18 protein-coding genes are annotated in these 23022 nt (G+C 62.4%); 4 read left to right on the plus strand and 14 right to left on the minus strand.

What is annotated here, in order from left to right:
* Positions 1-189 precede the first annotated feature (189 nt).
* The 10 genes from brnQ to sdhC all read right to left on the minus strand — a co-directional run bounded on the left by brnQ (position 190) and on the right by sdhC (position 13269).
* A complete protein-coding gene (brnQ, locus tag CAG31_RS01715) occupies positions 190-1503 on the minus strand; it encodes a branched-chain amino acid transport system II carrier protein (RefSeq protein ID WP_085577742.1) in 1314 nt (437 codons plus the stop codon).
* 379 nt (positions 1504-1882) lie between these two features.
* The gene (gene sucD, locus CAG31_RS01720) at positions 1883-2767 is read right to left on the minus strand and encodes a succinate--CoA ligase subunit alpha (protein ID WP_011333119.1); all 885 of its coding nucleotides are present in this window, start codon (positions 2765-2767) and stop codon (positions 1883-1885) included.
* The gene (gene sucC, locus CAG31_RS01725) at positions 2767-3933 is read right to left on the minus strand and encodes an ADP-forming succinate--CoA ligase subunit beta (RefSeq protein WP_085577743.1); all 1167 of its coding nucleotides are present in this window, start codon (positions 3931-3933) and stop codon (positions 2767-2769) included. The genes sucD and sucC overlap by 1 nt, the downstream gene beginning before the upstream one ends.
* Before the next feature lie 200 nt (positions 3934-4133).
* On the minus strand, positions 4134-5570 hold the full coding sequence (gene lpdA / locus CAG31_RS01730; protein WP_085577744.1) for a dihydrolipoyl dehydrogenase: 1437 nt from the start codon (positions 5568-5570) through the stop codon (positions 4134-4136).
* 97 nt (positions 5571-5667) lie between these two features.
* Positions 5668-6891, minus strand: a complete 1224-nt coding sequence (gene odhB, locus CAG31_RS01735) for a 2-oxoglutarate dehydrogenase complex dihydrolipoyllysine-residue succinyltransferase (RefSeq protein WP_085577745.1) — start codon at positions 6889-6891, stop codon at positions 5668-5670.
* Positions 6892-6933: 42 nt separating this feature from the next.
* A complete protein-coding gene (locus CAG31_RS01740) occupies positions 6934-9765 on the minus strand; it encodes a 2-oxoglutarate dehydrogenase E1 component (protein ID WP_085577746.1) in 2832 nt (943 codons plus the stop codon).
* A gap of 275 nt (positions 9766-10040) precedes the next feature.
* Positions 10041-10745, minus strand: a complete 705-nt coding sequence (locus tag CAG31_RS01745) for a succinate dehydrogenase iron-sulfur subunit (RefSeq protein ID WP_065260469.1) — start codon at positions 10743-10745, stop codon at positions 10041-10043.
* Between the two features lie 11 nt (positions 10746-10756).
* Positions 10757-12529: a succinate dehydrogenase flavoprotein subunit gene (gene sdhA, locus CAG31_RS01750; protein ID WP_085577747.1), complete on the minus strand. Its 1773-nt coding sequence runs from the start codon at positions 12527-12529 to the stop codon at positions 10757-10759.
* A 3-nt stretch (positions 12530-12532) separates the two neighbouring features.
* Entirely contained in the window at positions 12533-12901 is a 369-nt protein-coding gene (gene sdhD, locus CAG31_RS01755; protein WP_055137329.1) for a succinate dehydrogenase, hydrophobic membrane anchor protein, read from the minus strand.
* Entirely contained in the window at positions 12895-13269 is a 375-nt protein-coding gene (sdhC, locus tag CAG31_RS01760) for a succinate dehydrogenase, cytochrome b556 subunit (protein WP_011333113.1), read from the minus strand. The genes sdhD and sdhC overlap by 7 nt, the downstream gene beginning before the upstream one ends.
* A gap of 364 nt (positions 13270-13633) precedes the next feature.
* Between sdhC and gltA the strand changes: the two genes are divergently transcribed.
* Positions 13634-14923, plus strand: coding sequence for a citrate synthase (gltA, locus tag CAG31_RS01765; protein ID WP_007959044.1), 1290 nt, complete (start codon positions 13634-13636; stop codon positions 14921-14923).
* 310 nt (positions 14924-15233) lie between these two features.
* Here gltA and CAG31_RS01770 read toward each other — a convergent pair whose 3' ends face one another.
* The 3 genes from CAG31_RS01770 to CAG31_RS01780 form a co-directional block, all read right to left on the minus strand.
* Complete coding sequence (locus CAG31_RS01770) at positions 15234-16892, minus strand: cation acetate symporter (protein ID WP_085577748.1); 1659 nt, start codon at positions 16890-16892, stop codon at positions 15234-15236.
* Positions 16889-17200: a DUF485 domain-containing protein gene (locus CAG31_RS01775; protein WP_085577749.1), complete on the minus strand. Its 312-nt coding sequence runs from the start codon at positions 17198-17200 to the stop codon at positions 16889-16891. The genes CAG31_RS01770 and CAG31_RS01775 overlap by 4 nt, the downstream gene beginning before the upstream one ends.
* A 242-nt stretch (positions 17201-17442) precedes the next feature.
* Positions 17443-18294: a glycine betaine ABC transporter substrate-binding protein gene (locus tag CAG31_RS01780; protein ID WP_085577750.1), complete on the minus strand. Its 852-nt coding sequence runs from the start codon at positions 18292-18294 to the stop codon at positions 17443-17445.
* A gap of 286 nt (positions 18295-18580) precedes the next feature.
* Here CAG31_RS01780 and CAG31_RS01790 point away from each other — a divergent pair, with 286 nt between their 5' ends.
* Entirely contained in the window at positions 18581-20176 is a 1596-nt protein-coding gene (locus tag CAG31_RS01790; protein ID WP_085577751.1) for a glycosyl hydrolase family 17 protein, read from the plus strand.
* A 130-nt stretch (positions 20177-20306) separates the two neighbouring features.
* Here the strand turns inward: CAG31_RS01790 and CAG31_RS01795 are convergent, their stop codons facing one another.
* The gene (locus tag CAG31_RS01795) at positions 20307-20675 is read right to left on the minus strand and encodes a hypothetical protein (protein ID WP_085577752.1); all 369 of its coding nucleotides are present in this window, start codon (positions 20673-20675) and stop codon (positions 20307-20309) included.
* Between the two features lie 226 nt (positions 20676-20901).
* On the opposite strand from CAG31_RS01795, the gene CAG31_RS01800 reads away from it, so the two are divergent.
* Together CAG31_RS01800 and CAG31_RS01805 are read left to right on the plus strand one after the other, a co-directional pair.
* Positions 20902-22200, plus strand: a complete 1299-nt coding sequence (locus CAG31_RS01800) for a serine/threonine protein kinase (protein ID WP_085577753.1) — start codon at positions 20902-20904, stop codon at positions 22198-22200.
* Positions 22193-22981, plus strand: a complete 789-nt coding sequence (locus CAG31_RS01805) for a VacJ family lipoprotein (protein ID WP_085577754.1) — start codon at positions 22193-22195, stop codon at positions 22979-22981. Before CAG31_RS01800 ends, CAG31_RS01805 begins: the two co-directional genes overlap by 8 nt.
* The last annotated feature ends 41 nt before the right edge of the window (positions 22982-23022 follow it).

Genomic DNA, 23022 nt, shown 5'->3' on the forward strand with positions numbered 1-23022 from the left:
TGAGCGCAGTACCGGTTTCCGGCGGGAGCCGGCCTGCCGGCAGGTTCCCGCAGGAATGCGTTGCAGTGCTTCGACGTTAGCTCAAGGAAAAAGACACGGCCTCACGCCCATAAAAAATGCCCCGCATCTTTTGATGCGGGGCATTTCTGTTTAATCGCTCAAGGCCCGCTTTTGGCGGGCCGGTCAGCGTCAGGCGATCGCTTCGCTGCGCTTGCCCAGCAGACGGTCGCACACCACGGCGACCACCAGCGTCATCACGCACGGCACCAGCCACGCCAGGCCTTGCTCGCTCAGCGGCAGGTGCGCCAGCTGCGACGGCATCCAGTCGGCCAGGCCGGCGCCCTTGAGCGCGTCGATGGTGCCGAACAGGAACGACACCAGCATCACAGGACCCAGGATGCGGCCGTGCTCATGCCAGAAATCTTTGCAGAAGCTCAGGGCCACCAGCACGATGCACGGCGGGTAGATGGCGGTCAGCACCGGGATCGAGAACGCGATCAGCTTGGTCAGGCCCAGGTTGGACACCAGCAGCGAGAACGCCGCCAGGATAATCACCAGGGTCTTGTAGGACAGCGGCACGACGCGGCTGAAGTACTCGGCGCAGGCGCAGGTCAGGCCCACGGCGGTCACCAGGCACGCCAGGGAGATCAGCACCGCGAGGAAGCCGCTGCCCAGCGAACCGAAGGTGTGTTGCACATAGGCATGCAGCACCGCCGCGCCGTTGGTGGCGCCAGCCGCGACTTCATGGCTGCCGGAACCGAGGCGGAACAGGCTGACGTACACCAGCGCCAAACCGACGCCGGCGATCAGACCGGCGATCACCGCGTAGCGGGTGATCAGCGCCGGCGACTCGACGCCGCGCGAACGGATCGCATTGACGATGACGATGCCGAACACCAGCGCGCCGAGGGTATCCATGGTCAGGTAACCGTTGATGAACCCTTGGGAGAACGGCGCCGCGACGTATTCAGGCGTCGCCTGGCCGATGTCGCCGGCCGGCAGCGCGAACGCGGCGATGCCGAGCACCGCCAGGGCGATGATCTTCAGCGGCGCCAGGAAGCGCCCCACGGTGTCCAGCAGGCGGCCCGGATAGAGCGAAATGAAGAACACCAGCAGGAAGTAGACGGAGCTGTAGAGGAACAGCGCCAGCGGGCTCTCGCCGGTCAACGGCGCCAGGCCCACTTCAAAGGACACGGTCGCGGTGCGCGGGGTCGCGAACAGCGGGCCCACCGCCAGGTAGCAGGCCGCCGCCAGCAGTCCGCCGGCGATCTTGCCGATCGGGCTGCTCAAGGAATCCATCGCCCCGCCGACCTTGGCCAGCGCCACGACGGTGATCACCGGCAGGCCGACTGCCGTGATCAGGAAGCCCAGCGCCGCCATCCAGACGTTGGGTCCGGACTGCAGGCCGACGATAGGCGGGAAAATGATGTTGCCGGCCCCGACGAACAGGGCAAATGTCATGAAGCCAAGTGCCAGGATGTCCTGGCCTTTCAAAATTTTCATCAAGGAAATACCACACTACTGAATCGGAATTTAGAGAGGGATTTCCCTGTTGGGTGAGGGAAATGCTGTCAGTCCGTATGAGACTGACCCGTTTAGCGCGTTGCATGCCTTGTGGGCGGCAGACGCAAAAATGGCTGCTAGCCTAACGAATTTGTCTGACAAACGCACTGTTTGAGGGCGAACTATCCGATACGCGACGTTTCTGTGTCGCGTTTTTGCATGTAATTGGACAGATGCTTATAAATCGCCATCACGCTGACGAATTGAAATGCGCCCAACCGGCGTCTTCTCAGGCCCCAGAGTCGATCCGGATCCCCACAACGACAAAGGCCACCCGAAGGTGGCCTTTGTTTGCTGGAGCTAGAAGGTCAGCCGAAGCTTACTTCTTCACTTCCCAGCCAGTCAGCTCGGCCAGGGCCTTGCCGATGTCCGCCAGCGAACGCACGGTTTTCACACCTGCGTCTTGCAGCGCAGCGAATTTCTCGTCTGCAGTGCCTTTGCCGCCGGAGATGATTGCGCCAGCATGGCCCATGCGCTTGCCCGGAGGAGCAGTCACACCAGCGATGTAGGAAACAACCGGCTTGGTCACGTTGGCCTTGATGTAGGCAGCCGCTTCTTCTTCAGCCGAACCGCCGATCTCGCCGATCATCACGATCGCCTCGGTCTTCGGGTCTTCCTGGAACAGCTTCAGGATGTCGATGAAGTTGGAGCCCGGGATCGGGTCACCGCCGATGCCGACGCAGGTCGACTGGCCGAAACCGGCGTCGGTGGTCTGCTTCACAGCTTCGTAGGTCAGGGTGCCGGAACGGGAAACGATACCGACCTTGCCTGGCAAGTGGATGTGACCAGGCATGATGCCGATCTTGCACTCGCCCGGAGTGATCACGCCTGGGCAGTTAGGGCCGATCAGGGTAACACCCAGCTCGTCGCACTTAACTTTAGCGTCCAGCATGTCCAGGGTAGGAATGCCTTCGGTGATGCAGACGATCAGCTTGATGCCGCCGAAAGCCGCTTCCAGGATCGAGTCCTTGCAGAAAGGAGCCGGAACGTAGATCACGCTGGCGGTGGCGCCGGTGGCTTCTACAGCTTCTTTCACGGTGTTGAACACAGGCAGGTTCAGGTGAGTGGTGCCACCTTTGCCTGGAGTCACGCCGCCAACCATCTTGGTGCCGTAGGCAATGGCTTGTTCGGAGTGGAAAGTACCCTGCGCGCCGGTGAAGCCCTGGCAGATTACTTTGGTGTCTTTATTGATCAGGACGCTCATTACTTGCCCTCCGCAGCTTTAACGACTTGTTGAGCAGCGTCGGTCAGGCTGGTAGCAGCGATGATGTTCAAACCGCTTTCTGCCAGTACTTTAGCGCCCAGTTCAGCGTTGTTGCCTTCAAGACGAACAACAACCGGGATTTTCACGCCGACTTCTTTCACGGCGCCGATGATGCCTTCGGCGATCATGTCGCAGCGAACGATGCCGCCGAAGATGTTGACCAGCACTGCAGCGACGTTGCTGTCGGACAGGATGATCTTGAACGCTTCGGTCACGCGCTCTTTGGTCGCGCCGCCACCTACGTCGAGGAAGTTGGCTGGCTTGCCGCCGTGCAGGTTGACGATGTCCATGGTACCCATGGCCAGGCCGGCACCGTTGACCATGCAGCCGATGTTGCCTTCCAGGGCCACGTAGTTCAGTTCGAACTTGGCGGCGTGCGCTTCGCGCGGATCGTCTTGCGACGGATCGTGGAAGGTCTTCAGCTTAGGCTGACGGTACATTGCGTTGGCGTCGATGTTGATCTTGGCGTCCAGGCAGTGCAGGTCGCCGTCGGCCTTGATCACCAGCGGGTTCACTTCCAGCAGGGCCAGGTCGTGATCCTTGAACAGCTTGGCCAGACCGGTGAAGATCTTGGCGAACTGGGCAACTTGCTTGCCTTCCAGACCCAGCTGGAACGCCAGCTCGCGGCCTTGGAACGGCTGAGCGCCGACCAGCGGATCGATGGTGGCCTTCAGGATTTTTTCTGGAGTGTCGTGAGCGATCTTCTCGATGTCCACGCCACCTTCGGTGGAAGCCATGAACACGATGCGGCGGCTCGAACGGTCAACGACAGCGCCCAGGTACAGCTCTTTAGCGATATCAGTGCACGATTCAACCAGGATCTTGGTGACCGGCTGACCGTTGGCGTCAGTCTGGTAGGTCACCAGACGCTTGCCCAGCCACTGCTGTGCGAAGGCCTTGGCGTCTTCTTTGCTGCGAACCAGCTTGACGCCGCCCGCTTTACCGCGACCACCGGCGTGAACCTGGGCTTTGACGACCCACTCGTTGCCGCCGATCTTGTCGCAAGCTTCTGCCGCTTCTTCCGGGGTGTCTACCGCGTAGCCTTTGGATACTGGCAGGCCGTACTCAGCGAACAGCTGCTTACCCTGATACTCGTGAAGATTCATGCTTTTTACCGTCTTCGTTAGGTACTGCGCATTCGGCGCTGCGCTCTTTATGAGTGCCGCGCCACCTGTGACTGCTGCTTGCGCAGCCTTTCCGGATACCCGGTGCAGCTACGCAAGACTGCGTCCAGCGGACATTCCGCGGTGAGTCTTGCACGCAAGGCTCACGACGGGCCGATACCGCCGTGGTTTCTTATTGTGTCTTAACGCTTCTTGCGGTTGGCCACGTGGATGGCGCCGCCATTCACGGCCAAAGCAGCTTCGTGCAAGGCTTCGGACAGGGTCGGATGGGAGAATACCATCATGCCCAGGTCTTCAGCGCTGGTGCCGAATTCCATGCCGATCGCGCCCTGCTGAACCAGTTCGGCAGCGCTCGGGCCGATCACGTGCACGCCCAGGACGCGGTCGGTCTTGGCGTCGGCGATGACCTTGACGAAACCGCCGGTGTCGTTGGCCGCCATGGCACGGCCGGAGGCCGCGAACGGGAAGGTGCCGACGTTAACTTCAACGCCTTCGGCTTTCAAGGCCTGTTCGGTCTTGCCGACCCACGCGATTTCCGGGTGAGTATAAATAACCGAAGGGATCAGGTCATAGTTCATCTGAGCCTTGTGGCCCTTGATGCGCTCGACGACCATGATGCCCTCTTCCGACGCCTTGTGCGCCAGCATCATGCCACGAACCACGTCGCCGATGGCGTAAACGCCCGGCACGCTGGTCGCGCAGTGGTCGTCAACGAAGATGAAGCCACGCTCGTCGATGGTCACGCCGCTGTCGGCGGCCAGCAGATCGGTGGTCACCGGACGGCGACCGACGGCTACGATCAGCTTGTCGAAGGTGATGGACTGTTCGCCGTTGGCGTCGGTGTAGTTCACGACGACTTCGTCGCCGGTCACTTTGGAGCCGGTCACGCGGGCGCCCAGCTTGATGTCCAGGCCCTGTTTGGTCAGGGTCTTCAGCGCTTCCTTGGAAACGGCGGTGTCCGCGGCCATCAGGAAGGTGTCCAGGGCTTCCAGGACGGTGACTTCAGCGCCCAGACGCGACCAGACCGAACCCAGTTCCAGGCCGATCACGCCGGCGCCGATCACGCCCAGACGCTTAGGCACGGTCTGGAATTCCAGGGCGCCGGTGGAGTCGACGATGACTTTCTGGTCGACCGGAGCCGGCGGAATGTCGATCGGACGGGAGCCTGAAGCCAGGATCACGTTCTCGGCTTCGATGACTTCCACCGAACCGTCAGGCTTGGTGACTTCGACTTTCTTGCCGGCCAGCAGTTTGCCGTGGCCCTGGATCGAAGTGACGCCGTTGGCCTTGAACAGGGTGGCAACACCGCCGGTCAGGTTCTTGACGATGCCGGCCTTGCGGCCGACCATCGCGGCGACGTCCATCTTGACTTCGCCGGTGGAGATGCCGTGGACGTTGAAGCTCTCTTTCGCTTCCTTGTATTTCCAGGAGCTGTCCAGCAGCGCCTTGGAAGGAATGCAGCCTACGTTCAGGCAGGTGCCGCCCAGGGCCAGCTTGCCTTCGCCATCGGTGTACTTCTCGATGCAGGCAGTGGTGAGGCCCAGCTGTGCGGCCTTGATGGCAGCCACGTAGCCGCCAGGGCCCGCGCCGATCACTACTACGTCAAATTTCTGCGACATTCAAAAAATCCTCTTGAGCGAAAAGCTTCAAGCCGCGCGCCGCAAGCCAAGCTGCGTTTTCTCGCAGCCTGAAGCCTGCAGCGCGTGACTGCTTCTATCAGATATCCAGCAACAGACGAGCCGGATCTTCCAGCAGGTTCTTGATGGTCACCAGGAAGGTCACAGCTTCTTTGCCATCGATCAGACGGTGATCGTAGGACAGCGCCAGGTACATCATCGGACGGATCACGACCTGACCGTTGACGGCCATAGGACGCTGGATGATGTTGTGCATGCCCAGGATCGCGGCCTGCGGCGGGTTGACGATCGGGGTCGACATCATCGAACCGAAGGTACCACCGTTGGTGATGGTGAAGGTACCGCCGGTCATCTCTTCCATCGACAGTTTGCCGTCACGGGCTTTCTTGCCGAAGGTGGCGATGCCGCCTTCGATTTCAGCCAGGCTCATCAGTTCGGCGTTGCGCAGGACCGGCACCACCAGGCCACGGTCGCTGGAAACGGCGACACCGATGTCGGCATAACCGTGGTAGACGATGTCCGAACCGTCGATCGACGCGTTCACGGCCGGGAAGCGCTTCAGGGCTTCGGTGGCGGCTTTCACGAAGAACGACATGAAGCCCAGGCGCACGCCGTTGTGGGACTTCTCGAACAGATCCTTGTACTTCGAACGCAGGGCCATGACTTCGGTCATGTCGACTTCGTTGAAGGTGGTCAGCATCGCCATGTTCGACTGGGCTTCGACCAGACGCTCGGCGACCTTGGCTCGCAGGCGGGTCATCGGAACGCGCTTCTCGACGCGGTCGCCGGCAGCGAACACCGGAGCGGCGGCGGCAGGTGCGGCAGCCTTGGCAGGTGCGGCGGCCGGAGCGGCCTTCTTGGCGGCAACGGCAGCCACCACGTCTTCCTTGGTCACGCGACCGCCCTTGCCGGTGCCGGCAACGGAAGCGATGTTGATGCCGTTCTCTTCAGCCAGCTTGCGTGCGGCCGGTGCAGCGATCGGGTCGTCTTCGCCGTCGGCGGCAGCCGGGGCAGCGGCAGCGGCGGCCGGAGCAGCAGCGGCAGCAGGAGCGGCGGCGGCAGCGCCGCCTTCAACGATGGAGCCCAGCACTTCGTCGGACAGAACGGTGTCGCCTTCGTTCTTGACGATTGCGCCCAGCACGCCGTCGGCGGTGGCCAGCACTTCCAGCACGACCTTGTCGGTCTCGATGTCGACGATCAGTTCGTCACGCTTGACGGCGTCGCCCGGTTGCTTGTGCCAGGTGGCAACGGTGCCGTCGGCGACCGATTCCGGGAAAGTGGGGGCTTTGATCTCGATAGCCATTGTCTGTGGTTCCTTAAATTCGGTTTCAGGTGCGCGAAGGCGTTAAACGGTAAACGCGTCTTGCAGCAGTTGTTCCTGCTGCTCGGCGTGCATCGATGCGTAACCGCATGCAGGTGCGGCAGATGCCTCACGGCCCGCGTACTCGAGTACGAGAGACTTGTTGAGGTTGCCGACGCTGCGACGCAGGTGGTGCTGGCTGCAGTACCAGGCGCCCTGGTTCATAGGCTCTTCCTGACACCAAACGGCATGTTTCACGTTGGTGTAAGGCGCCAGGACTTCCTTCAGGTCGTCCTCAGGGAACGGGTACAGCTGCTCGATACGCACGATGGCGATATCTTCACGACCTTCGGCACGGCGTTTTTCCAGCAGGTCGTAGTAGACCTTGCCGCTGCACAGGACAACGCGCTCGACCTTTTTCGGATCCAGTGCATCGATTTCCGGGATAACGGTCTGGAACGAGCCTTCGGCCAGATCTTCCAGGGTCGAGATGGCCAGCTTGTGGCGCAGCAGCGACTTCGGCGTCAGGACCACCAGCGGCTTGCGCAGCGGGCGGATCACCTGGCGACGCAGGAGGTGGTAGATCTGGGCCGGGGTGGTCGGCATGCACACCTGGATGTTGTGCTCGGCGCACAGCTGCAGGTAACGCTCAAGGCGTGCCGAGGAGTGCTCGGGGCCTTGGCCTTCGTAGCCGTGCGGCAGCAGCATGGTCAGACCGCACAGGCGGCCCCACTTGTGCTCGCCGCTGGTGATGAACTGGTCGATCACGACCTGCGCACCGTTGGCGAAGTCGCCGAACTGGGCTTCCCATATCACCAGCGCGTTCGGCGTGGTGGTCGAGTAGCCGTATTCGAACGCCAGCACGGCCTCTTCCGACAGGAACGAGTCGTACAGCTCGAAACGCGGCTGACCTTCGAACAGATGCTTGAGCGGAACGTAGGTGCCGGCATCCTTCTGGTTGTGCAGGACGGCGTGGCGGTGCGAGAACGTGCCGCGGCCGATGTCCTGACCAGTCATGCGGATCGGGTGACCTTCGAACGCCAGGGTCGCGTACGCCATGGTTTCGGCGTAGCCCCAGTTGATCGGCAGGCCGCCGGCTTGCATCTTCTGACGGTCTTCGTAGATCTTGGCGACCTGACGCTGAACCACGAAGCCTTCCGGGATCTCCAGCAGCTTGGCGGACAGTTCCTGCAGGGTCTTCAGATCGAAGCGGGTGTCGTGACGCGCGGTCCAGGCGTGGCCCAGGTACGGACGCCAGTCGACGAACAGCTCTTTGTTCGGCTCCTTGACCAGCGACTTCACCACGTGCAGGCCGTTGTCCAGCGCGTTGCGGTACTCGTCGACCTTGGCCTGGACGCGCTCGGCGTCGAGCACACCGCTCTGGGTCAGGCGATCGGCGTACAGCTCACGGGTGGTGCGCTGCTTGGTGATCTGCTGATACATCAGAGGCTGGGTGCCGCTCGGCTCGTCGGCTTCGTTGTGGCCGCGGCGACGGTAGCAGACCAGGTCGATCACCACGTCGCGCTTGAACTGCATGCGGTAGTCGATGGCCAGCTGGGTCACGAACAGCACGGCTTCCGGATCGTCGCCGTTCACGTGAAGGATCGGCGCCTGGATCATCTTCGCAACGTCGGTGGCGTACTCGGTGGAACGCGAGTCCAGCGGGTTGCTGATGGTGAAGCCGACCTGGTTGTTGATCACGATGTGCACGGTGCCGCCGGTCTTGAAACCGCGGGTCTGCGACATCTGGAAGGTTTCCATGACCACGCCCTGACCTGCGAACGCAGCGTCACCGTGGATGGAGATCGGCAGTACCTTCTCGCCGGTCGGGTCGTTGCGGCGGTCCTGACGGGCGCGTACGGAACCCTCGACCACCGGGGAAACGATTTCCAGGTGGGACGGGTTGAACGCCATCGCCAGGTGGACTTCGCCACCGGAGGTCATTACGTTGGACGAGAAGCCCTGGTGGTACTTCACGTCGCCGGAGCCCAGCTCGACCTTCTTCTTGCCTTCGAACTCGTCGAACAGCTCGCGCGGGTTCTTGCCGAAGGTGTTGACCAGCACGTTCAGACGGCCGCGGTGGGCCATGCCGATCACGACTTCCTTGGTGCCGTAGGAACCGGAGCGCTGGATCAGCTCGTCGAGCATCGGGATCAGGCTTTCGCCGCCTTCCAGACCGAAACGCTTGGTGCCCGGGTACTTGGTGCCCAGGTACTTCTCCAGGCCTTCGCCGGCGGTGACGCGCTCGAGCAGGTGGCTCTTGATGTCGGCGGAATAGGTCGGACGGCCGCGTACGCTTTCCAGACGCTGCTGGAACCACTGGCGCTGCTCGGAATCGGTGATGTGCGTAAATTCAGCGCCGATGGTGCGGCAATATGTCTGCTGCAACGCTTCGTGAATTTCGCGTAGGCTCGCCTCCTCCTTGCCGATGAACAGGTCGCCGGCACGGAAGGTCGTATCAAGATCGGCATTGGTCAAGCCGTAGTGATTGATCGACAGGTCTGCCGGTGCAGGACGCTGCCACAGCCCCAGCGGGTCAAGCTGGGCTGCCTGGTGGCCTCGCATACGGTAGGCCTGGATCAATCGCAGCACTTCAACTTGCTTCTTCTCGTGCTCACTGCTCACGCTGCCGGCGGAAACCGGCTGGGCGCGGCGCTGGTTCTTTGCCAGCAGCACGAAATGATCGCGAATCGTGGAGTGCGAAACATCGGTGGCAGAGCTGCCGTCGGCTGGCAGCTTCTGAAAGTAGGTGCGCCACTCTTCTGGCACAGCGTTAGGGTCGTGCAGGTAGAGCTCATAAAGCTCTTCCACATAGGCAGCGTTTCCACCTGAAAGGTAGGCGCTGTTCCACATGCGCTGCATCACGCTTTCTTGCATGCTTGGTCACCCTCGGTTAGGGGAACACCATCGGCGTCGACACCGAGCAAGCTTGCAGAAGTCCGAATGCAGCGACCAAAACAAGCCACTTAGGATCACACTGATAGTCCGGGTACCAGCCCGGATGCCCCTGCTTGTCTCATTTCTTCAAAAATAAGAGCCGCAGCTTTTGGCTGTTGCTCTGGTTATAGCCAGGGCGCGGGTTGAAGCCCGCGCCGAGACCTTCTACGGGTACAGCGGTGCCGCTTTTTACAGCGGCGGGTACAGCAGCTGAATCACACGCCGCTCGAGAGCAGCATGTTACGGATGTGACCGATGGCCTTAGTCGGGTTCAGGCCTTTCGGACATACGTTGACGCAGTTCATGATGCCCCGGCAGCGGAAGACGCTGAACGGGTCATCGAGCGAAGCCAGACGCTCGGAGGTCTTGGTGTCGCGGCTGTCTGCCAGGAAGCGGTACGCTTGCAGCAGGGCGGCCGGCCCCAGGAACTTGTCCGGGTTCCACCAGAAGGACGGGCAGGAGGTCGAGCAGCAGGCGCACAGGATGCACTCGTACAGACCGTCCAGCTTTTCACGCTCTTCAGGCGACTGCAGACGCTCGATGGCCGGAGCCGGCGTGTCGTTCTGCAGGAATGGCTTCACCTTCTCGTATTGCTTGTAGAAGATGCTCATATCGACGACCAGGTCACGGATGACCGGCAAACCCGGCAGCGGACGAATGACCAGCTTGTTGCCTTTCACCACGGCGGACAGCGGCGTGATGCACGCCAGGCCGTTCTTGCCGTTGATGTTCATGCCGTCGGAGCCGCAGACGCCTTCACGGCAGGAGCGACGGTAGGAGAAACCCTCGTCCTGCTCTTTGATCAAGGCCAGCACGTCCAGCACCATCAGGTCCTTGCCACCGGTATCGACCTGGAATTCCTGCATGAACGGCGCAGCGTCCTGATCAGGGTTGTAACGATAAACACTGACTTTCAACATGGCGGTCACCCTTAATAAGTCCGGACTTTAGGTTCGAAAGTCGGAACAGTCTTCGGCGAGAAGTTCACGGCACGCTTGGCGACACGTTTCTCACCCGGGAAGTACAGGGTGTGGCACAGCCAGTTTTCGTCGTCACGGTCTTCGTAGTCTTCACGGGCGTGGGCGCCGCGGGACTCTTTGCGCACTTCTGCAGCGATGGCGGTGGCTTCGGCCACTTCCAGCAGGTTCTGCAGTTCCAGCGCTTCGATACGTGCAGTGTTGAACGCCTGCGACTTATCGTTGATCTTCACGTTGGCGATGCGCTTGCGCAGCTCGGCGAGCTGAGCGATGCCCTTCTGCATGTATTCGCCGGTGCGGAACACGCCGAAGTAGTTCTGCATGCAGCTTTGCAGCTCGCGACGCAGGGTGGCGACGTCTTCGCCGTCGGTGCGGTTGTTCAGCGCGTTCAGACGGGCCAGCGCGGCTTCGATGTCGGCCTCGGTGGCGTCGTCGTATTCGATGCCGTCGGTCAGCGCCTTCTCCAGGTGCAGGCCGGCAGCGCGGCCGAACACCACCAGGTCGAGCAGCGAGTTGCCGCCCAGACGGTTGGCGCCGTGAACCGATACGCAAGCCACTTCACCCACAGCGAACAGACCAGGAATGATCTTGTCCGTGCCGTCGGCGTCCTGGGTGATCGCCTGGCCATGGATGTTGGTGGCAACGCCGCCCATCATGTAGTGGCAGGTCGGAACGACCGGAACCGGAGCGACGACCGGGTCAACGTGGGCGAAGGTCTTCGACAGTTCGCAGATGCCTGGCAGACGGCTGTGCAGCACTTCCTCGCCCAGGTGGTCGAGCTTGAGCATCACGTGGTCGCCGTTCGGACCGCAACCGTTGCCGGCGATGATCTCTTTGACCATCGAACGGGCAACCACGTCGCGACCGGCCAGGTCCTTGGCGTTCGGAGCGTAGCGCTCCATGAAACGCTCGCCGTGCTTGTTGATGAGGTAACCACCCTCACCGCGGCAGCCTTCGGTGACCAGTACGCCGGCGCCGGCGATGCCGGTCGGGTGGAACTGCCACATTTCGATGTCCTGCACCGGCACGCCGGCACGCAGGGCCATGCCCACGCCGTCACCGGTGTTGATCAGGGCATTGGTGGTCGAAGCGTAGATGCGGCCTGCACCGCCGGTCGCCAGCACGGTGGCTTTCGAACGGATGTAGGTGGTTTCGCCGGTCTCGATGCAGATGGCGATCACGCCGACGAACTCGCCTTCCTGGTTCTTCACCAGATCGACAGCGTAGTACTCGTTCAGGAACGTGGTGCCGGCTTTCAGGTTGCCCTGATAGAGGGTGTGCAGCAGCGCGTGGCCGGTACGGTCGGACGCGGCGCAGGTACGGGCAGCCTGCCCGCCCTTGCCGTAGTCCTTGGACTGACCGCCGAACGGACGCTGGTAGATGCGGCCGGTCTCGGTGCGGGAGAACGGCAGACCCATGTGATCCAGCTCGAACACGGCGGCAGGGCCTTCCTGACACATGTATTCGATCGCGTCCTGGTCACCGATGTAGTCGGAGCCCTTGACGGTGTCGTACATGTGCCAGCGCCAGTCGTCGTTCGGGTCGGCCGAAGCGATGGCGCAGGTGATGCCGCCCTGGGCGGACACGGTGTGCGAACGGGTCGGGAAGACCTTGGTGATCACGGCAGTCTTGTGACCGCCTTGCGCCAGTTGCAGCGCAGCGCGCATGCCGGCGCCGCCGCCGCCAATGATGATGGCGTCGAAAGAAATCGTTGGAATGTTAGCCATGAATCAGATACCCCAGAGAATCTGCACACCCCAGACGAAGTAAGCGAACATCGCGACGCCGCATACCGCCTGGAAAAGGAAACGCACTGCAGTCGCGGACTTGCCCAGCGCCATCGGCGTCAGGTAGTCGGTCGCGATGGTCCACATGCCGACCCAGGCGTGGGCGCCGAGGGCAACGAGGGCCAGGAGACTGAAGATACGCATCGCATTGTGGGCGAACAGACCGTGCCATTGCTCATAGCCGATGCCGGGGTTCGCGGCGAGGTAGCCGATCAGAAAAATGAAATAAGCCGCGAGAACGACCGCAGACACACGCTGTGCCATCCAGTCATAGAGGCCCGAACGCGAAAGATTCGTAACGCTGGTTACCATATCCAAACTCCTGCCAGAACGATCAGCACCACGGAAACGGCGATGATGAGTTTCGAGCCCAGGCGGCCGCCTTCCAGCGTCTCACCGATGCCCATGTCCATGATCAAGTGGCGCACACCGGCAACCAGGTGATACAGCAGAGCGGACAGGAGGCCCCATGCTACGAACTTGGCCAGCGGGCTGGTCAAGCATGCCTTCACTTCGACATATCCTTCCTCGGAACCCAAGGACTTGCCCAATGCGTAAAGCATGATGCCGAGGCCCAGGAAGAGGATGATGCCGGAAACACGGTGAAGGAACGACGTAACGCCGGTGATGGGGAGTTTGATGGTCCTTAGGTCTAGGTTTACAGGTCGTTGGCTTTTCACGGCTTTTTTTTCACACTGAAGAGCCCCTAACAATCAGGGCAAAGTTGTTGGGGAGTGCACTGGTCAGGTAACCACCACCCAGGGATGCGACCCCCAATGAAAGCAAGCCCAAAAGCCCTTGGCGGTCGGTCGCCGAGTATAGACAGTTAGGCTACTAATGACAACGCAATCACCTACCCCCAATAGCGGATTGCACAACGCCCATAAAAGGCGTAAATGGCAGGCAATTTCGAGGAAAAAGTCTGCTTAAAGCCTTCTGGAGCAAGACTTTAGGCAAATTGACATTCGAATTTATCTCACTATAGTGGTGCGGGCCCTGCGTGGGGGGTCTGTCTGATGATTTCAAGCATAAATAGGAGGCCACATGGCTGACAAAAAAGCGCAGTTGATCATCGAGGGCGCAGCCCCCGTCGAGCTGCCCATTTTAACCGGCACCGTTGGTCCCGATGTTATCGATGTTCGGGGCCTGACGGCCACGGGCCGCTTCACGTTCGACCCAGGCTTCATGTCGACCGCCTCGTGCGAATCGAAGATCACCTATATCGACGGCGACAACGGCATCCTGCTGCACCGCGGCTACCCGATCGAACAGCTGGCCGAAAAGTCGGACTACCTGGAAACCTGCTACCTGCTGCTCAACGGCGAACTGCCGACCGCAGAGCAGAAGGCCCAGTTCGTCGGCACCGTCAAGAACCACACCATGGTTCACGAGCAGCTGAAGACCTTCTTCAACGGCTTCCGCCGCGACGCCCACCCGATGGCCGTCATGTGCGGCGTGGTCGGCGCCCTCTCCGCCTTCTACCACGACTCCCTGGACATCAATAACCCGCAGCATCGCGAAATCTCCGCGATCCGCCTGGTCGCCAAGATGCCGACCCTGGCCGCGATGGTCTACAAGTACTCCATGGGCCAGCCGATGATGTACCCGCGCAACGACCTGTCGTACGCGGAGAACTTCCTGCACATGATGTTCAACACCCCGTGCGAGATCAAACCGATCAGCCCGGTGCTTGCCAAGGCCATGGACCGGATCTTCATCCTCCACGCCGACCACGAGCAGAACGCCTCGACCTCCACCGTGCGTCTGGCCGGCTCCTCGGGCGCCAACCCGTTCGCCTGCATCGCCGCCGGCATCGCCGCGCTGTGGGGCCCTGCCCACGGCGGTGCGAACGAAGCCGTGCTGACCATGCTCGATGAGATCGGCGACGTGTCGAACATCGACAAGTTCATCGCCAAGGCCAAGGACAAGAACGATCCGTTCAAGCTGATGGGCTTCGGTCACCGCGTCTACAAGAACCGCGACCCGCGCGCCACCGTGATGAAGCAGACCTGCGACGAAGTGCTGAAAGAACTGGGCATCCAGAACGATCCGCAACTCGAGCTGGCCATGCGCCTGGAAGAGATCGCCCTGACCGATCCGTACTTCATCGAGCGCTCGCTGTACCCGAACGTCGACTTCTACTCGGGGATCATCCTCAAGGCGATCGGCATTCCGACCAGCATGTTCACCGTGATCTTCGCCCTGGCCCGCACCGTCGGCTGGATCTCCCACTGGAAGGAAATGCTCTCCAGCCCGTACAAGATCGGCCGTCCGCGCCAGCTGTACACCGGCTACGAGTCGCGTGACATCACCAAGCTGGAAGACCGCAAATAAGACCTGTCTTGCGATAACGTCTTAGGCAGCACCCGAAACGGCCCCCATGAGAATGGGGGCCGTTTTGTTTTCCGGGCCTGGCCTTACCAGCGCTATCGCCAGCAGGCTGGCTCCCACAAAGGCCCAAGGCGCACACGAACGCTGCACAACACCACAAAACCCTGTGGGAGCCAGCCTGCTGGCGATGAGGCCGGCACATCCCCCACAACCATCGCCCCCCTTCCCCCCTTCCCAGCAGCAAAAAAAATGCCCCGATCTCTCGACCGGGGCATTTCACTTGCAGCTCAAGGCTTGTAGCTTGCGGCAGCCGTCAGTGCGACACCGCCCCGCTCGCCCCCAGACCGGTCTGCGAACGCACGAACTGCGGGAAGAACAGCGCACGCTCGTTCTCTGCGGCGGCCGACTTGTCGGTGACCGAGAAGAACCAGATGCCGATGAACGCGATGATCATCGAGAACAGCGCCGGGTACTCGTACGGGAAGATCGCCTTCTCGTTGTGCAGGATCTGCACCCAGATGGTCGGGCCGAGGATCATCAGGCCCACCGCGCTGACCAGGCCCAGCCAGCCGCCGATCATGGCGCCGCGGGTGGTGAGGCGCTTCCAGTACATCGAAAGCAGCAGCACCGGGAAGTTGCAGCTGGCCGCGATGGAGAACGCCAGGCCGACCATGAACGCGATGTTCTGGCTTTCGAACAGGATGCCCAGGCCGATGGCCAGGATGCCCAGCGTCACGGTGGTGATCTTCGAGACGCGGATCTCGTCCTTCTCGTTGGCCTTGCCCTTCTTGATCACGCTGGCGTACAGGTCATGGGACACCGCCGAGGCGCCGGCCAGGGTCAGGCCCGCCACCACCGCCAGGATGGTCGCGAACGCCACCGCCGAGATGAAGCCCAGGAACACGCTGCCGCCCACGGCATTGGCCAGGTGCACCGCCGCCATGTTGTTGCCACCGAGCAGTGCGCCCGCCGCGTCCTTGAACGCCGGGTTGGTGCTGACCAGAAGGATCGCGCCGAAACCGATGATGAAGGTCAGGATGTAGAAGTAGCCGATGAAGCCGGTGGCGTACAGCACGCTCTTGCGCGCTTCCTTGGCGTCGCTCACGGTGAAGAAGCGCATCAGGATGTGCGGCAGGCCGGCGGTGCCGAACATCAGCGCCAGGCCGAGGGAGAACGCCGAGATCGGATCCTTCACCAGGCCGCCCGGGCTCATGATCGCCTCACCCTTGGCGTGGACTTTCACCGCCTCGGAGAACAGGGTGTTGAAGTCGAAGCCGACATGCTTCATCACCATCAGCGCCATGAACGAGGCGCCGGACAGCAGCAGCACCGCCTTGATGATCTGCACCCAGGTGGTGGCCAGCATGCCGCCGAACAGCACGTACAGGCACATCAGGATACCGACCAGGATCACCGCGACGTGGTAGTCGAGGCCGAACAGCAGCTGGATCAGCTTGCCGGCGCCGACCATCTGCGCGATCAGGTAGAACGCCACCACCACCAGCGAACCGCAGGCCGACAACGTGCGGATCTGGGTCTGACCCAGGCGGTAGGACGCCACGTCGGCAAAGGTGTACTTGCCCAGGTTGCGCAGGCGCTCGGCGATCAGGAACAGGATGATCGGCCAGCCCACCAGAAAGCCGATCGAGTAGATCAGGCCGTCGTAGCCGGAGGTGAACACCAGCGCGGAAATCCCCAGGAAGGACGCCGCCGACATGTAGTCCCCGGCAATCGCCAGGCCGTTCTGGAAACCGGTGATCTTGCCGCCGGCGGCATAGTAGTCGGCCGCCGACTTGTTGCGCTTCGATGCCCAGTAGGTGATGCACAGGGTCGCGCCGACGAACACCACGAACATGACGATCGCGGAGACGTTCAGCGGTTGCTTGTGGACTTCGCCGGTCAGGGCGTCGGCGGCCCAGACGGCCGGCGCAAAGGCAGAGATGCTCAAAAGAGCCAGTAGACGCCGGATCATTGCTGAGCCTCCTTGAGGATCGCGTTGTTCAGGTCGTCGAACTCGCCGTTGGCGCGACGCACGTAGATGCCGGTCAGGATGAAGGCCGAGACGATCAGCCCCACGCCGATGGGGATGCCCCAGGTGATGGACGAGCCGGCGCTGACCTTGGCGCCGAGCACCTGCGGACCGTAGGCGATGAGCAGGATGAAGCCGGAGTAGAGCCCTAGCATGATCGCCGAGAGTATCCAGGCGAACCGTTCCCTTTTCTTCACCAGCTCCTTGAAGCGCGGGCTGTTCTGAATCGAGAGGTAAATGCTGTCGTTCATTGTTGTTATCCTCGCAGCACAGATTTTTATTTTTGGAACATATCCACTGTATGCGGCTGCGGGAGAGCTTCCAGACGACCTTAGTAGTAGAACGGCATGGCGATTTCGCCAATTTCAAGCACATGAAAACGACTGTGGGAGCGAGCCTGCTCGCGATAGCGCGGCATCAGTCGACGGATGAGTCAACTGACAGACCGCAATCGCGAGCAGGCTCGCTCCCACAGGGGCAAGCATCAAACCGATTATTTAGTCCAGTCGGCCACGCGCTCCGGATGCTTGGCCACCCAGTCCTTGGCCGCCGCCTCAGGCTTGGCGCCGTCCTGGATCGCCAGCATGACCTGGCCGATCTCGTCCTTCGACGCCCACTGGAAATTCTTCAGGAACTTGGCGACTTCCGGCGCCTTGGCGTCCAGTTCTTTGCTGCCGATGCTGTTCACGGTCTCCGCCGCGCCGTACACGCCTTTCGGATCTTCGAGGAAGCGCAGCTTCCACTTGGCGAACATCCAGTGCGGCACCCAGCCGGTCACGGCGATGGATTCGTTCTTCTTCTCGGCACGGGTCAGCTCGGCGATCATGCCGGCGCCGGAACTGGCCTTGAGCTGATAGCCGGTCAGGCCGTAGTCCTTGATGGCCTGGTCGGTCTTGAGCATCACGCCTGAGCCGGCGTCGATGCCGACGATGCGCTTCTTGAAGCTGTCGTCGGTCTTCAGGTCTTCGATGGACTGGGCCTTCACGTACTCCGGCACGATCAGGCCGATCTTCGCGTCCTTGAAGTTGGGGCCGTAGTCGACGACCAGATCCTTGTTCTTGGCCCAGTATTCGCCGTGGGTCACCGGCAGCCAGGCCGAGAGCATGGCGTCGAGTTTACCGGTGGCGACACCCTGCCACATGATCCCGGTGGCGACGGCTTGCAGCTTCACGTCGTAGCCGAGTTTCTGCTTGATCACTTCGGCGGCCACGTGGGTGGTCGCGACGCTGTCGGACCAGCCGTCAACGTAACCGATGTTCAGTGTCTGTTTTTCAGCGCTGGCGAAAGTGGAGCCCATCGCAAGCGCCAGGGCGGCACCTGCGGCTAAAAGTCGTCGCATTTTCATCGTTACTTCCCCGAAATGCTGCGTCCGACGGATGCCGGACGGCGTCAACGTATTGTTATGGTGCACGGCGCCCCCATCACGCCTGACCGCAAACTCGTTCGAACATCAGCGGAGCACTGACGGCTTCGATCATCAACCCGGCGCCCCGCACGACCTGCTCTGCCAGCGACCTCGACGCAACGAGAAACGACATCAGAAGGCCATTAACCCGGCGCCGCAAAAACGTCTCGTGCAAACCGCCCGAACCTTGCATGCCAGAGCCCCGCAACCTGCAACCCGGGCCCGAATGCAGGTAAGATGCGTCGCTTTGCAGCCACCCGGCCCGACCATGTCCGCGACGTCCCGTTTCCCGATCCTTCCTTATCTGTGCGCCTGCCTGCTCGGCCTGCTCGCCCTGTGCGGCTTCTGGTACGGCCTGGGCAAACCGGCCGTCCTGCCGGACGCCGCCAGCGCGACCCACAAGCTGCAATGCGCGTCCTACACGCCGTTCGACAAGGATCAGTCGCCGTTCGACGTGCCGTTCAAGCTGCGCCCGGAGCGCATGGACGCCGACCTCGCCCTGCTCGCCACCCGCTTCCAGTGCATCCGCACCTATTCCATGACCGGCCTCGAAGCCCTGCCGGCACTGGCGCGCAAGCACGGCCTGAAGCTGATGATCGGCGCCTGGGTCAACAGCAACCCGGTGGACACCGAAAAGGAAGTCGACCTGCTGATCGCCTCGGCCAACGCCAACCCCGACGTGGTCAGCGCGGTGATCGTCGGCAACGAAGCGCTGCTGCGCAAGGAAGTCACCGGGGCCCAGCTCGCGCGGCTGATCAACAAGGTGAAAGGCCAGGTCAAGCAACCGGTGACCTACGCCGATGTCTGGGAGTTCTGGCTCAAGCACCCGGAAATCGCGCCGGCGGTGGATTTCCTCACCATCCATTTGCTGCCGTACTGGGAGGACGAGCCGTCGAACATCGACGCCGCCTTGCAGCACGTGGCAGACGTACGCCAGGTGTTCGGCAACCAGTTCGCGCCCAAGGACGTGCTCATCGGCGAGACCGGTTGGCCGAGCGAGGGTCGCCAGCGCGAGACCGCCGTGCCGAGCCGGGTCAACGAGGCCAAGTTCATCCGCGGCTTTGTCGCGATGGCCGAAAAGGAAGGCTGGCGCTACAACCTGATCGAAGCCTTCGACCAGCCGTGGAAGCGCGCGAGCGAAGGCGCGGTGGGCGGTTACTGGGGGCTGTTCGATGCCGATCGCCAGGACAAGGGCGTGCTGGAGGGGCCGGTGACCAACGTGCCGTACTGGAAGCACTGGCTGGCGGCGGGCGGGCTGATGTTCCTGGGTACGCTGTTCCTGGGCGGGCGCGTGCGCAGCACCCGGGCGGCGCTGGTGCTGCCGTTGCTGGGGGCGCTGGCGGCCTGCGCCATCGGCGCTTGGGGCGACCTGGCGCAGGTGACGGCACGGTTTGCCGGCGAATGGCTGTGGGCCGGCTTGCTGGCCGGGCTGAACCTGCTGGTCCTCGCCCACGCCGCGCTGAGCCTGAGTGCCCGTGATGGCTGGCGCGGGCGTTGGTTCGACGCATTGGAGCGCCGCGCCGGATGGCTGGTGGCGGCCGCCGGTTTCGCGGCGGCGGTGATGATGCTGGAGCTGGTGTTCGACCCGCGCTACCGCAGCTTCCCCAGCGCCGCGTTCGTGGTACCGGCGCTGGTGTACCTGTGCCGCCCGGTGCGTGTGCCGCGTCGCGAAATCGCCCTGCTCACCTTCATCGTCGGTGCCGGTATCGCGCCGCAGCTGTTCCGTGAAGGGCTGCAGAACCAGCAGGCCTGGGGCTGGGCGCTGGTCAGCGGGTTGATGGTCGTTGCCTTGTGGCGGTGCCTGCGGGTTCGCCAGGGCTGAGCTTCGCCGCCTTCAACGACCTCATCGCGAGCAGGCTCGCTCCTACACTGGATCGAGATTCCCACGACAATCCTTGCGGGAGCCAGCCTGCTGGCGATGGCGCCAGCAGGGCGCCGCCTGGCCGGGCACGTCAGGCGCTGCGGGGCTCCCGGACCAGCCGCAGCCCGGCGATCACCACCGCGAACACCGCCAGCGTCGTGTTGTACAGCGCCAGCGCCGGCAGCCCGAACGCCAGCGCCAGCACCGCCAGCCACCACCCTGCCCGTCCCGGCAGGACGAAGCCGGCCACCGCCGTCGCGACAGCCGCCCAGCCCAGCGCCTTGAAGTGAATCAGCAGGCCCAGGCTCGAGCGCACCTGGCACTCCCAACGGCTCGCCTCATCGGCACAGATGCCGACCCACTGCCCGTCCTCCATGAAGCCGTAACGCGCGGCGTAACTGGCGGCGAACCACAACGGCAGCAGAACGAGCAGCGACAGCACCGGCAGGCGGCGGGACATGGAACACTCCAATCAACAAAAAACCGGCGGCCAGCTTAATCCGCCGGCCATCTTATGCAAGGACTAACAACACTTAACTGGCCTTCCCGTCCGCCCCGCGTGTATCGTCCGGCTACCATTACCCCGAATTCCGTCCGCTGGGTCGCACAGCGTGGCACTTTGACGCAAATCCAGTGGTCATAGCCTGCGAACCTCTTTCGGCACCTTCCTTTTAAGGGATCCAGTCATGCTCCGTTCCTTGCGCTTCGCCGCCCTGTTAGGCGGCCTTATCCTGAGTGCGTCCGCGCCGGCGGCGGAAATCGACGCCGCCAGCTATGGCTACCCCTTGACCAACCCGTTCGAAGCGACCATCGCCACCACCCCGCCGGATCTGCGCCCGGACCTGCCGTCGGACGACGACATCCGCCAGTCCGACCGCAGCGTCACCCTGCGCCCCGAACGCGAATTCATCCTGCCGGACAACTTCTGGCCGGTGAAGAAACTCACCTACCGCATCGCCACCCAGGACAAGGCCGCCCCGCTGATCTTCCTGATCGCCGGCACCGGCGCGCGCTACGACAGCACCCTCAACGAGTACCTCAAGAAGCTCTACTACAAGGCCGGCTACCACGTGGTGCAGCTGTCGTCGCCGACCAGCTTCGACTTCATGAGCGCCGCCTCGCGCTTCGCCACGCCCGGCGTGACCAAGGAAGACGCCGAGGACATGTACCGGGTGATGCAGGCCGTGCGGGCGCAGAACCCGAAAGTGCCGGTCACCGACTACTTCCTGAGCGGCTACAGCCTCGGTGCGCTGGACGCGGCCTTCGTCGCCCACCTGGACGAGACCCGGCGCAGCTTCAATTTCAAGAAGGTCCTGCTGCTCAACCCGCCGGTCAACCTCTACACCTCGGTGACCAACCTCGACAAACTGGTGCAGACCGAGGTCAAGGGCATCAACAACAGCACCACCTTCTATGAGCTGGTGCTGGGCAAGCTGACCCGCTACTTCCAGCAGAAGGGCTACATCGACCTCAACGATGCCCTGCTCTACGACTTCCAGCAGTCCAAGCAGCACCTGAGCAACGAGCAGATGGCGATGCTGATCGGCACCTCGTTCCGCTTCTCGGCGGCGGACATCGCGTTCACCTCCGACCTGATCAACCGTCGCGGCCTGATCACCCCGCCGAAGTTCCCCATCACCGAGGGCACCAGCCTGACGCCGTTCCTCAAGCGTGCGCTGCAATGCGACTTCGACTGCTACATCACCGAACAGGTGATCCCGATGTGGCGCGCCCGCACCGACGGCGGCAGCGTGCTGCAACTGATCGACCAGGTCAGCCTCTACGCGCTCAAGGACTACCTGCACGACAGCCCGAAAATCGCCGTGATGCACAACGCCGACGACGTGATCCTCGGCCCCGGCGACCTCGGGTTCCTGCGCAGGACCTTCGGCGACCGCCTGACCGTTTACCCGCTGGGCGGCCATTGCGGCAACCTTAACTACCGCGTCAACAGCGACGCCATGCTGGAGTTCTTCCGTGGCTAAATATCTTCTGCTGACCGCAGCGCTCCTCTGCGCAGGCATGGCCCAGGCCGACAACAGCAAGGCCAACGCACCGGTGGTGGTCGACAGCGACGGCTTCAAGGAGCCGCTGTCGAAACTCAAGTTCAACCCCGGCCTGGATCAGCGCGAGTTCGAGCGCTCGACGCTCAGCGCGCTGAACGTCTACGACCCGCTGGAGGAATGGAACCGCCGGGTCTACCACTTCAACTACCGTTTCGACCAATGGGTGTTCCTGCCGGTGGTCGACGGTTACCGTTACATCACGCCGGGTTTCGTGCGCACCGGCGTCAGCAACTTCTTCAACAACCTGGGCGATGTGCCGAACCTGATGAACAGCCTGCTGCAGTTCAAGGGCAAGCGCTCGATGGAGATCACCGCCCGCCTGCTGCTCAACACCACCATCGGCATCGCCGGCCTGTGGGATCCGGCCACCGCCATGGGCCTGCAGCGCCAGAGCGAAGACTTCGGCCAGACCCTGGGCTTCTACGGCGTACCGGGCGGCGCCTATTTCGTGCTGCCGATCCTCGGCCCGTCGAACCTGCGCGACACCGCCGGCCTGGCGGTGGACTTCAGCGCGGAGTCGGCGATCAACTTCCTCAACGTCTCCCAGGTCAGCGAAAACCACCCGGAAATCTGGGCGTTGCGCGCCGTCGACAAGCGCTACCAGACCCGCTTCCGCTACGGCCAGATGAACTCGCCGTTCGAGTACGAGAAGGTGCGCTACGTGTACACCGAATCGCGCAAGCTGCAGATCGCCGAGTAACCTCGGCGGCAACGAAAAAGGGCCATCCGACGCGCATCGGA

The organism is Pseudomonas sp. R25(2017), from assembly GCF_002112565.1.
Classification (GTDB): Bacteria; Pseudomonadota; Gammaproteobacteria; order Pseudomonadales; family Pseudomonadaceae; genus Aquipseudomonas; species Aquipseudomonas ekonensis.

What these genes read in the sequence shown, in the direction of transcription:
- CAG31_RS01745 (WP_065260469.1), bottom strand. Translation starts at nt 10,745, where the DNA reads ATGTTGAAAGTCAGTGTTTATCGTTACAACCCTGATCAGGACGCTGCG.
- brnQ (WP_085577742.1), bottom strand. Translation starts at nt 1,503, where the DNA reads ATGAAAATTTTGAAAGGCCAGGACATCCTGGCACTTGGCTTCATGACA.
- CAG31_RS01800 (WP_085577753.1), top strand. Translation starts at nt 20,902, where the DNA reads ATGCTCCGTTCCTTGCGCTTCGCCGCCCTGTTAGGCGGCCTTATCCTG.
- sucC (WP_085577743.1), bottom strand. Translation starts at nt 3,933, where the DNA reads ATGAATCTTCACGAGTATCAGGGTAAGCAGCTGTTCGCTGAGTACGGC.
- sdhD (WP_055137329.1), bottom strand. Translation starts at nt 12,901, where the DNA reads ATGGTAACCAGCGTTACGAATCTTTCGCGTTCGGGCCTCTATGACTGG.
- CAG31_RS01740 (WP_085577746.1), bottom strand. Translation starts at nt 9,765, where the DNA reads ATGCAAGAAAGCGTGATGCAGCGCATGTGGAACAGCGCCTACCTTTCA.
- CAG31_RS01790 (WP_085577751.1), top strand. Translation starts at nt 18,581, where the DNA reads ATGCAGGTAAGATGCGTCGCTTTGCAGCCACCCGGCCCGACCATGTCC.
- odhB (WP_085577745.1), bottom strand. Translation starts at nt 6,891, where the DNA reads ATGGCTATCGAGATCAAAGCCCCCACTTTCCCGGAATCGGTCGCCGAC.
- CAG31_RS01770 (WP_085577748.1), bottom strand. Translation starts at nt 16,892, where the DNA reads ATGATCCGGCGTCTACTGGCTCTTTTGAGCATCTCTGCCTTTGCGCCG.
- sucD (WP_011333119.1), bottom strand. Translation starts at nt 2,767, where the DNA reads ATGAGCGTCCTGATCAATAAAGACACCAAAGTAATCTGCCAGGGCTTC.
- sdhA (WP_085577747.1), bottom strand. Translation starts at nt 12,529, where the DNA reads ATGGCTAACATTCCAACGATTTCTTTCGACGCCATCATCATTGGCGGC.
- CAG31_RS01795 (WP_085577752.1), bottom strand. Translation starts at nt 20,675, where the DNA reads ATGTCCCGCCGCCTGCCGGTGCTGTCGCTGCTCGTTCTGCTGCCGTTG.
- CAG31_RS01780 (WP_085577750.1), bottom strand. Translation starts at nt 18,294, where the DNA reads ATGAAAATGCGACGACTTTTAGCCGCAGGTGCCGCCCTGGCGCTTGCG.
- CAG31_RS01775 (WP_085577749.1), bottom strand. Translation starts at nt 17,200, where the DNA reads ATGAACGACAGCATTTACCTCTCGATTCAGAACAGCCCGCGCTTCAAG.
- gltA (WP_007959044.1), top strand. Translation starts at nt 13,634, where the DNA reads ATGGCTGACAAAAAAGCGCAGTTGATCATCGAGGGCGCAGCCCCCGTC.
- lpdA (WP_085577744.1), bottom strand. Translation starts at nt 5,570, where the DNA reads ATGTCGCAGAAATTTGACGTAGTAGTGATCGGCGCGGGCCCTGGCGGC.